Origin of the sequence: Geobacillus sp., assembly GCF_017515625.1 — a bacterium.
Lineage (GTDB): Bacteria > Bacillota > Bacilli > Bacillales > Anoxybacillaceae > Geobacillus > Geobacillus stearothermophilus.
In genome coordinates this window covers 1-8,046 of record NZ_JAFWFM010000026.1, presented here as the reverse complement: position 1 = coordinate 8,046, position 8,046 = coordinate 1, and the positions used below count along the sequence as shown (strand labels likewise).

The window sequence follows — 8,046 nt, the reverse complement described above, 5'->3', positions numbered from 1 at the left end:
TGCGAAGCACGCGCCCCCGGTCATCCACGAAGCAGGCGTAGTGGGTTCGTTTCGCGATATCGATGCCCACGACAAGCGTTTGTTCCGTAACTTGATCAATTTTATAGTTTTGTGTACAATTCATCTGAAGTCCTCCTTGGCATGATGATAATTGTTTGACACCCCTGCATCATACCAAGAGGGCTTTTTTTGATCAAGTCCCCGGAAAAGCTCCTAACGGGAATGCTCCTTTATTTTATGACAATTGGTCATCGTCCCCCCTTTTTTCCTGCCAGCAGCGAAAAAAACAAACGCGTGGACGTACGTTGTCGATTGTTCACTGCCAATAAAAAAGGCTGCCCGCTTTTCGGACAGCCTGTCGCTTGATGTCGGCCATTATTTGTTGACGACATCTCTTCCTTTGTACGTACCGCATGCTTTGCAGACGCGGTGCGCCAATTTCCATTCGCCGCAGTTCGGGCATTGCACCATGCCCGGCACTTGCAGTTTAAAGTGTGTACGGCGCAGTCGTTTTCTCGTTTTCGATGTTCTTCTAAAAGGTACTGCCATCGTTTTCCACCTCCTTGTCCGGCACATTCAGCGTATCGCTGCCGACGGGCAGCCGCTTGTTCAAGGCAGTCCGCCGGCAGGCAAGGCAGCTGCCGGACGGTGCGCGTTCTGGTCGGCGCCATCGGCCGGCAACGCCGGTCAGCCATCAGTTTCTTTCGTTCCATCAAAAAACTTAGCCAATCCTGCCAGACGAGGGTCGACCTTGTTCGCCGCCCGCTCTTCCAGCGTTTTTTCCCATTGTTCTTCCGTGAGAACGTCCCATCCTTCCCCGTGTTGCGGCGCCCCGTCAGCCCCCGGGTTGTCGGCGATGAGCTGCAACGGGATTTCAAGCAGGATGAGCTCGCGAATAATTGGGTTTAAATCAACCGTGTTTCCAGTTACGATATGGGTGTCTTCATCCGTTTCAGCGACGTCGCCGCCATCAACAAAAAACGTTTCCGTCGTCTTGATGGAAAACGGGTGTGTCACGTCGACGAGCGTCCGCGAACACGGCAATACCATCGTTCCTGACAGCGTCAAATGAAATGTAAACTTTGTCGAACCGACGTCCGCTTTCCCTTGAACGCGGACAAGCGAAATATCACGGATCAACGTGTCGATTTGTTTCAAATCAGACACGTCAACCGTCTCGTCAATCGCCATTTCCTTGTGCTGAAAACGGTGAAGCTGTTGAACCGTCCATTTCATACAATCACCTCAAGGCAACGAATAAAATTATACGTTCCGTTTCTATTTTTGTCAATGTTTTTTCTTTACAACCATCCGGACGCCTGAAAAAAGAAGAGGCAACAGGAAAGGCATACTTCCATTATTTCTAAATTCTGTTACTTGCATGCACATATGCCTCCGGCGGCTCGACGCGTTCCGCCAAAACCGGACGACAACATCACGACGCCCTTCCTAGGTTGATCTTTACCGCCGCATGTTCCATACTAGATGAGAGACAGGAGGTGCGCTTATGACGAGCCATCGTTTCAGCGCCGAGCCACGTCCGTTCCATGGGGGGAAGCGGCCATGAAAGCTGTTGGCGTGATCGTCGAGTACAATCCATTTCATAACGGCCATCGATATCACTTGCAAGAGACGCGTGAAAAGACAGGAGCGGACTGCCTCGTCGCCGTCATGAGCGGAAATTTTCTGCAACGCGGCGAGCCGGCCATTGTTTCAAAATGGGCGCGGGCCAAAATGGCGCTGGCAGCCGGCGTCGATCTCGTCATTGAACTGCCATATGCCTTCGCCGTTCAGGCGGCGGAGCGATTTGCCGATGGAGCGGTGCGGCTGCTCGATGCCCTCGGCTGCGAAGAGCTTTGCTTTGGGAGCGAATCCGGCGACATTGCTGCTTTTTTAGCCGCCGCGAAGACGTTGTTTGCGCAAAAAGAGGAGTTTGACGCCCTCGTCCGCGCCGAACTTCAGCGTGGGCAAAGCTTTCCGAAAGCGAATGCCAAGGCGTGGGATCAGCTCCGCTCCGTCCCGCTTGATTTGGCGCAGCCAAACAACGTGCTCGGATTAGCCTACGTGAAAGCCATTTGGCGGCACAAGCTCTCCATCATGCCGCGCACGATTCCCCGCCTCGCCGCTGGCTATCATGACGAGTCGTTTTCCCATCCATCGATCGCCAGCGCCACAAGCGTGCGAAAGACGCTGCGACAAACTGGGCAGCTTGCGTCGATTGCGCCATACGTCCCTCCAACGACGCTCGAGCAGCTGCGCCAATACCGGCAAACGTATGGGCGCTGGCATGATTGGGAAGCGTATTTTCCGCTCTTGAAGTATCGGCTGCTGACGGCAACCAAGGAGGAACTGCGCCGCACGGCCGGAATCGAGGAAGGCGTGGAGCACCGGTTGAAGGAAAAAATTACCGTTGCCGAAACGTTCGCTTCTTTCATCGCCGCCGTCAAAACGAAACGGTACACGTGGACAAGGCTGCAGCGAATGTGCGCGCACGTGCTGACCAACTTCACAAAGGAAGAACAAACGAAGACATCCGATCCTACATACATCAGGCTGCTCGGCATGAGCGAAACCGGCCGCCGCTACTTGCAGCGGGTGAAAAAAGAGCTGGCGCTGCCGCTGATTACGAAAGCGGCTAAATTGAACGGCGATCCGCTTTACGAGCAAGAAAAAAGGGCGGCCGCCGTCTATGCAGCCGCCCTTCCTGAGCCGCTGTACAGCGCCGCGCTCAAAGAAGAATACGCAACGATCCCCATTTACGCTTCCGGCATGGAGCGCAAATAACGGATCGCATCTTCAAACGTATCGACCGGGACGATTTTCATGTTCGTCCCGATTTTTTTCGCGGTCTGCACCGCCTCCCGGTAGTTCGATGACGGGGAGCCATGTTCATTCGGAGCGAAAAACACTTCCGCCCCTGCGCGGTCAGCGGCCACGACTTTTTGTGAAACACCGCCGATCGGGCCGACTTGTCCATGAATGTCGATCGTTCCGGTGCCGGCAATGTTATGGCCTTTCGTCATATCTTCTTCAACGAGCTGATTGTAAATTTCAAGCGAAAACATCAGCCCCGCCGACGGACCGCCGATCTGTTCCGAGTCAACGTCAACCGGCGGGTCGGTGCGGACGTCATAATCGGTCATGAGCGTCACCCCAAGGCCGATTTGGTTTGGATGGTGCGGGAACGGCTTCAGCCGGAGCTCGACCTCCCGCCGCTCCCCCTCGCGGACAAACGCGATGCGGACGCGGTCTCCCTCTTTTTTCTTCCGAATGTAGTCGATGATTTGCTCCGACGTTGTCAACGGCCGGCCGTCGAGCGCGGCGAGGCGGTCGCCGGCCTGCAAGCGTCCCTCCGCCGGCATGTCAGGGAGAACGTTCATCACATACACACCTTTCGGCTCATATGAAACCGGCTTCCCAGCGTGCCGGTAAGCGACGACAATCGCCGCTTCCTTTGACTGTTCCATCAGTTCTAGCTGACGCATCGTATATTCTTTGTCGCTTTCCCCTTCCTGTTTAATCTCTTCAACCGGATGCAGCTCATAAAACGGGCGGATATGGGCGAGCAAGTACGCGATGACGTTCGCCCGCCCCATGCGGACCGTCGTCAACATGAACGCCCCCGCATCGCGGTCGCCGTGCTCGACATGAACAAGCGGCGTTAACTTTTGCGCGCTTCCCGGCATCGTCACGTAATACGGCAATTTCATAAAAATAAGCAAAACGGCAAGGACGGCGCCAAAGAAAAACGCCGCTATATACGTTCGTTTCTTCATTGGTGCTTTGGCTCCTTCCACTGTTCAATCGCTTGGCGGATCGCCCCGGCTTGTTTCCGCGCTTCCTCTTCGCCGCGGGCAATAATGTCTTCGATATGGGTGAACGCCCGCGAGCTGTATTGCTCTACGCGCGGCCGGATCATCACGTCCGAGGCGAGTTCCCGATGGGCGACGAGCTCGGCTTGCAAAATATCAAGGCTCTTCCAAATGACATCCACAAGCGAGGCAATTTCCGCCTCTTTGTTCAACGGGACGACATCGACCGCGATGACAAGATCGGCCCCCATCGCCCGAACGACCGATACCGGCACGCGGTCCACGACACCGCCATCAACAAGCAGCCGCCCGTCCACCGCCGCGGGCACAAAAATGCCGGGGATCGAGATGCTCGCCCGCACAGCTTGGGCCGCATCCCCTTGCCGAAACACGACTTTTTCCCCCGTCTGCAAATCAGCGGCGATGACCGCCACCGGCGGAGAAAGCTCTTCAATCCGCCTCCCTTTCGTCAACAAACGAATGAATTCGGTGATGCGCTCACCGGCGATCAGCCCCATTTTCGGCACCGTCCAATCGAGAAAATCGTTGCGCCGGAACGACTTGGCGAGCCGATAAAGGCGGCTGAGGCCGTGGCCGCTCGCATAAAGGACAGCCACAAGCGCGCCGATGCTGCTGCCCGCCAAATAAGAAATAGGGATTCCTTCCTCCTGTAGCACTTTCAATACGCCGAGGTGAGCAAATCCGCGCGCGCCCCCTGACCCGAGCGCCAATCCGATCTTCGGCGGCACGATTCTCCCCCCCCTTTGCTACGGCGCTCCCTCGCTTTCATTTTATGGTCTAAACCGCCCCCCTATGCTCGTATATTAGGTTATATGAGGTTGTACCGCGCAAGGCCGCACGGCAAAAAAAGGGGGGAGAACATTGAAGCGAAACTGGAGAGCGAAACTAAAAACGGCGCTGCTCGCTTCCGCTGTGACGTTATTCGCCTTTTCGCTCATTTGTTATCCAAAACAGTCGCTCCAAGCATCCATTCGCGGGTTAAATATGTGGTGGGAAGTCGTGTTCCCGTCGCTCCTGCCGTTTTTCATTGTCTCGGAGCTGCTCATCAGCTTTGGCGTCGTTAGCTTTCTCGGCGTCTTGCTGGAGCCGCTGATGCGCCCGCTTTTTCGCGTCCCAGGCGTCGGCGGGTTTGCCTGGGCGATGGGGATGGCATCCGGCTACCCGTCGGGGGCGAAGCTGACCGCCCGCCTGTATCAAGAAAAACAACTGTCGACCATCGAGGCCGAGCGGCTCTCCTCGTTCACCAATTCTTCCAACCCGCTATTTATATTTGGGGCTGTTTCAGCTGGGTTTTTTAACAATCCGCAGCTTGGTTTGTTGCTGGCCGTCTCCCATTATTTAGGGAACATTGCCGTCGGACTAGTGATGCGCTTTCACGGCATCCGGAAAGAACGGGGGCAGCCGAAGCGGCGGCCGCGCTCGTTTTCGCTCCCGTATGCGCTGCGCACGCTCCACAAAACGCGGCTGAAGAATGAACAGCCGCTTGGCAAGCTGCTCGGCGATGCCGTCCACTCTTCCGTTCAAACGTTGTTGATGATCGGCGGCTTTATTATTCTCTTTTCCGTCGTCAACCAATTGTTGTATATGATGCACTTGACCGAGCAGCTCGCCCCCTTGCTGCGCCAGCTGCTCCGGCTCGTCCAGCTTCCGGAGCAGCTTGATATTCCGATTTTTTCCGGGTTGTTTGAAATTACGCTCGGCAGCCAAATGATCAGCCAGACAGATGAAGCCGAGCTGCTGGAAAAGGCGGTGGCCGTCAGCTTCGTCTTGGCTTTCGGTGGCTTTTCCGTTCAAGCGCAAGTGGCCAGCATTCTCGCTGAGGCCAACATCCGCTTTCAACCGTTTTTCATCGCCCGTTTTCTGCATGGAGTTTTTGCGGCTTCATTTACATATTTGCTTTGGGAGCCGTTGTACCTTCGGGCGGCAGGCAACGAAACCGGCAATATTCCGGTGTTTTGGCACGCCGCCGCAGAGAGCGTCTGGCACGAAAGATGGCAATGGCTGCAGCACTATGGGCCACTGGCCACGATGCTGTTTCTGTGCCTTTATATATGGCTCGCCGCCAACGCAAGCAACAAAACGCGCGGACGCTTGTGACTGCCCGCGCTGCCGGCCCCGCGGCGCCATCCGGCCGCCGGGGCGGCTCTCGATGCTTTTGCATCCCGCTTCTCCGCCGGCAAAATAAGGGATCGGCGGATCGGTTCCGCCCTTGGACAGAACAGCCTTTTCCTAGCCGTCAATCGGCGGCCATCGAGGCGAATTTCCGCTTCAGGGCCGCCTCGACAACCGGCGGCACAAGTTCGGAGATGTCGCCGTTATATTTAGCGACCTCCTTGACGATGCTTGAACTCAAAAACGCATACTGGCTGTTCGTCATCATAAAAAACGTTTCAATGTTCTCGTCCAAGACGCGGTTCATCGATGTAATTTGCATTTCATACTCGAAGTCAGACACCGCGCGCAAACCGCGCAAAATGGCGTTGGCGTTTTTGCTGCGGGCATAGTCAACAAGCAGGCCGTGAAACGATTCGACATGCACGTTTTCTAGCGTCCGCGTCACCTCGCGCAGCAGCTCCATCCGCTCCTCAACCGTAAACAGCGGCTTTTTCGAGGAATTGTTTAACACCGCCACATAAACTTTGTCAAATACTTTTGCCCCCCGTTTGATAATATCCAAATGCCCGTATGTCACCGGATCAAAGCTCCCCGGGCAAACGGCAATGCTCGCCATCGCGTTCGTCCCCTTTCTGTTCGTCAGTCCGGCGGTAAATAGTGACGCCGGTGATGCCGTATGTTTCCCGCTTCCACTGCTTCAAGCGGCCGACTTCTTCCGGCAGCTCGACCTCAGCCAAATGTTCGGCAACGACAACGCCATCGTCCTCCAACAAATCGTGATTGTCGATAAACGATAACAGCGCCGGCCACTTTTTCTCCTTGTACGGAGGATCGAGAAAGATGACGGAAAAGCGCAGGCCTCGCTTCGCCACCGCCCTCAACGCCCGCTCGGCGTCGTTGCGGTAAATTTCCGCCCGGCGCTCAAGTCCACAGGCGGCAACGTTTTTTCGGACCGTCTGCACGGCCGTTCCGTCATGATCGACGAAAATGACGCGCTCAAGCCCGCGGCTAAGCGCTTCGATGCCCAAGCCGCCGCTTCCGGCGAACAAATCGAGGCCGATGCCGCCGGCGAAATACGGACCGATCATATTAAAAACCGCTTCTTTCACCTTGTCGGTCGTCGGCCGCGTCGACAATCCTGGAACCGCTTGCAGATGCCGACCTTTGCATGTTCCGGAAATGACTCTCATTGCGTTCACCTAATTCGTTGTTTTCATGGTCGTCTTATCATGTTTATTATAGTCAAACTTGAGAATTTTTCATAGCCGCGTGTATAGAAATCAGAAAACCGTCCATAATGAGTAATGGCAACACCGTAGATGGCGTTGTTGCCAATGACGGAGAAGACTTACGTTTCCCCATAAGTTCTTCCTCCGGTTTCTCCTCTCCCTTTTCTTTTTCTTTCCGTTCCCTGTTCCGCCCCGCGCGGAGGCAAGGAATTGGAAAGGGCCTTGCGGATCGTTTGTCCGCAAGGTTTTTTTTTGATTGCAATTTCTGCAATGGGCCGGTAAAGTTATGAATGGACGATGATCGCAAGGAGGACCGTACATGATCCAGCGTTTTATCGAACTTGGCGAAGGCTATTCCGATATATATGAGCTGATGGAGCTGGCGCGCGCCAACCGCCACCGTTTATCCGGCTTTTTTGCTTTCCATACGGTGAAAAAAGGCCAGGCGGTCGTCTCCTTGGTTGTTGTGCTCCACCCAACCGACCCGGGCGACTTTCAACCGCTTTACATTTGCCGTGAAGGTGTTCCCGATCCCTCCGTCAAACCGAACAAACGGTACGATTTGTTTGCGGAAACCGCGAAAGAGCTTGGCTTTGGCGTCATCCATCTCGACGTCAAGCCGTCAACGATGTTCGCGGAACTCGACTTATATTATCAGCACTTAATCGGCATTATGCGAATGAACCGCTTCATCCCGCCGCTCCAATAGCCAAAAAAAGAGCAGGGCTAAGGCCCGCTCTTTTCTTTCATCCAAGCGGATACGGGGAGTCTTTCTCTTTCTCCCCTTTCGATTCAAACTCCAGCTTTAAAAACGGACGATACGACGGCTCAACGAGTTTGACGAACGGGAGCGCCGCCAGTTTTTTCAT

Annotated in this window: 10 protein-coding genes and 1 pseudogene; 3 read left to right on the top strand and 8 right to left on the bottom strand. The window is 55.0% G+C overall.

From position 1 onward, the window contains the following. From IKE44_RS01750 to IKE44_RS01740, 3 genes and pseudogenes are all read right to left on the bottom strand, one after another. Positions 1–124: pseudogene (locus IKE44_RS01750) on the bottom strand (IS110 family RNA-guided transposase); the annotation flags it as partial. 251 nt (positions 125–375) lie between these two features. After that, positions 376–549, bottom strand: a complete 174-nt coding sequence (gene rpmF, locus IKE44_RS01745; protein ID WP_011230605.1) for a 50S ribosomal protein L32 — start codon at positions 547–549, stop codon at positions 376–378. Between the two features lie 138 nt (positions 550–687). After that, entirely contained in the window at positions 688–1,236 is a 549-nt protein-coding gene (locus tag IKE44_RS01740; RefSeq protein ID WP_033016171.1) for a YceD family protein, read from the bottom strand. Between the two features lie 327 nt (positions 1,237–1,563). Here IKE44_RS01740 and IKE44_RS01735 point away from each other — a divergent pair, with 327 nt between their 5' ends. Next, entirely contained in the window at positions 1,564–2,784 is a 1,221-nt protein-coding gene (locus tag IKE44_RS01735) for a nucleotidyltransferase (protein ID WP_033016174.1), read from the top strand. On the opposite strand, the gene IKE44_RS01730 is transcribed toward IKE44_RS01735, so the two are convergent. Further along, complete coding sequence (locus tag IKE44_RS01730) at positions 2,757–3,776, bottom strand: SepM family pheromone-processing serine protease (protein ID WP_033016176.1); 1,020 nt, start codon at positions 3,774–3,776, stop codon at positions 2,757–2,759. The genes IKE44_RS01735 and IKE44_RS01730 overlap by 28 nt on opposite strands. Next, positions 3,773–4,561: a patatin-like phospholipase family protein gene (locus tag IKE44_RS01725; protein ID WP_049624348.1), complete on the bottom strand. Its 789-nt coding sequence runs from the start codon at positions 4,559–4,561 to the stop codon at positions 3,773–3,775. Before IKE44_RS01725 ends, IKE44_RS01730 begins: the two co-directional genes overlap by 4 nt. Positions 4,562–4,694: 133 nt before the next feature. Here IKE44_RS01725 and ylbJ point away from each other — a divergent pair, with 133 nt between their 5' ends. Then, positions 4,695–5,930: a sporulation integral membrane protein YlbJ gene (ylbJ, locus tag IKE44_RS01720; protein ID WP_033016179.1), complete on the top strand. Its 1,236-nt coding sequence runs from the start codon at positions 4,695–4,697 to the stop codon at positions 5,928–5,930. Between the two features lie 139 nt (positions 5,931–6,069). Here the strand turns inward: ylbJ and coaD are convergent, their stop codons facing one another. Together coaD and rsmD are read right to left on the bottom strand one after the other, a co-directional pair. Next, positions 6,070–6,564, bottom strand: coding sequence for a pantetheine-phosphate adenylyltransferase (gene coaD, locus IKE44_RS01715; RefSeq protein WP_033010262.1), 495 nt, complete (start codon positions 6,562–6,564; stop codon positions 6,070–6,072). Continuing rightward, on the bottom strand, positions 6,530–7,138 hold the full coding sequence (gene rsmD / locus IKE44_RS01710) for a 16S rRNA (guanine(966)-N(2))-methyltransferase RsmD (RefSeq protein ID WP_287464826.1): 609 nt from the start codon (positions 7,136–7,138) through the stop codon (positions 6,530–6,532). Before rsmD ends, coaD begins: the two co-directional genes overlap by 35 nt. Before the next feature lie 358 nt (positions 7,139–7,496). Here rsmD and IKE44_RS01705 point away from each other — a divergent pair, with 358 nt between their 5' ends. Next, a complete protein-coding gene (locus tag IKE44_RS01705) occupies positions 7,497–7,886 on the top strand; it encodes a DUF7147 family protein (RefSeq protein WP_033010264.1) in 390 nt (129 codons plus the stop codon). A gap of 37 nt (positions 7,887–7,923) precedes the next feature. Here the strand turns inward: IKE44_RS01705 and IKE44_RS01700 are convergent. Beyond that, the coding region (locus tag IKE44_RS01700; RefSeq protein WP_287464830.1) for a YlbG family protein at positions 7,924–8,046 on the bottom strand (123 nt) is incomplete at its 5' end.